Source organism: Streptomyces sp. NPDC042638 (genome assembly GCF_040647235.1).
In the GTDB taxonomy this organism is placed as follows: domain Bacteria; phylum Actinomycetota; class Actinomycetes; order Streptomycetales; family Streptomycetaceae; genus Streptomyces; species Streptomyces rameus.
Genome location: NZ_JBEZBT010000151.1, coordinates 1 through 1481, shown reverse-complemented (window position 1 = coordinate 1481; position 1481 = coordinate 1). Strand labels below are relative to the sequence as shown.

Below are 1481 nucleotides of genomic sequence, written 5' to 3'. Positions count from 1 at the left end.
CGCACATCCAACCGTCATGACCGCCAACCCGGCGAACCTATGTGGTCAGAGCACTTAGCGCGGCGGCCACCTCATCAAGGGTGAGCGCGTGAGCCTGGCGCAACCGCCTACGCTCCGCCGGCGGCGGCAGCGGGGACCGGGACGCGACCAGCGCGTCCACGGCATCGAACAACTCTGACATGGGACACCTCCACCCTCACCCTACCCATGAGGCGTACATATCACGTACATGTCGCGTGCATTCAGCGAGCTAATAGCGTCCAGGGTGGTGCTGCATTCCGCGAAGGCCTACTGACCGTCCGCTTCAGGAGTTAAGGAAGAGCTGCATGACTGTGATCCCGCGCCCTGGTCGCTCCGAGCGTCCCGACCAGGCGAACGCGGTAAACCGGTTCGTACGGTACCTGCACTGTCCGAGACGCGGGGATTGTTCGTGGCCCGCTACGGGGACCGGGAAACTGGCCTGGCGCGGGGACGGCCGGGTCTGTGCAGCGTCTGGGGTCATGCCGGGTCCGTCAGGTTGTGCAGGTCGTCGCGGACTAGGGAGTCGCGCTCGGCCGCGGTGAGCCAGCGGGCCCGGGAGCCGCGGTGGTCCTTCTCCACCCATAGGACGTCGTTGACAGTCTCGGCGACGGGGCGCAGGTGGCTGATGACGGCCAGCAGCTTGTCGGGGCCGACTTGCGTGCGCAGGACCTGCAGGGCGCTGTCGAGGGCGGCGGTGTCCAGGGTGCCGAAGCCTTCGTCGAGGAAGAGGCTCTCCAGACGGGTGCCGCTGCGGCTGTGCATTTCCATCAGGGCGAGGGACAGGGCGAGGGAGGCCTGGAAGGTCTCGCCGCCGGAGAGGGTGCGTGAGCTGCGGCGGTTATGGCTTGCGAGGTTGACGATGTCGAAGTTGTCGGCGAAGCCCAGCCGTCCGCCGGACAGCTGCTGCAGCAGCTCGCTGCCGTGTGCGAGCAGCGCGCGGGTCCGCAGGTCGGTGAGGTGACCGGGAAATTTTCCGTCCGTCAGGTGCGCGGCCACGGTTTGCCATGCGGCTTTCTGGCGCTGTCCGGCGTCGATCGCGGCCAGGAGGCGGTCCTTGTGCGGGATCTGGGACAGGGCGTCCTGTTCTTCCCGCAGCGCGCGGGCGGCCTCGCTGCGGAGGGTGCCGGCCTGGCTGGTCAGGCCGTCGAGGAGTTCGGGGTCCAGGGGATCCGTGCCAGGGGCGATCAGCGCGGCGGCGATGCCGGGGTAGGCGGAGGTCAGTGCGTCGGCGTGTACGGCAAGCTGCGCGGCCAGGTCTGCCATGGCCGCCCGCGCGACGGTTTCGTGCTCGTCAAGGGATGCCAGTAGCCGCGTGGTGACCGTTTCCAGGGCGGCGGCGTACTCCTGCGTGGCTGTTGCGTCACCGGTGTCGTGAGGGCAGGGGAGTGTCGGACGCTGTCCTTCTTCGATCAGCTCGGCTGCGCTGCGCGCGCTGTCTGCCCACCGGTGCAGTCCGGCCT

Annotated in this window: 1 protein-coding gene; it reads right to left on the bottom strand. The window is 68.6% G+C overall.

What is annotated here, in order from left to right:
* Nucleotides 1–498: 498 nt before the first annotated feature.
* On the bottom strand, nucleotides 499–1481 hold a 983-nt coding region (locus tag AB0B40_RS38180; protein ID WP_362268239.1), incomplete at its 5' end, for an SbcC/MukB-like Walker B domain-containing protein.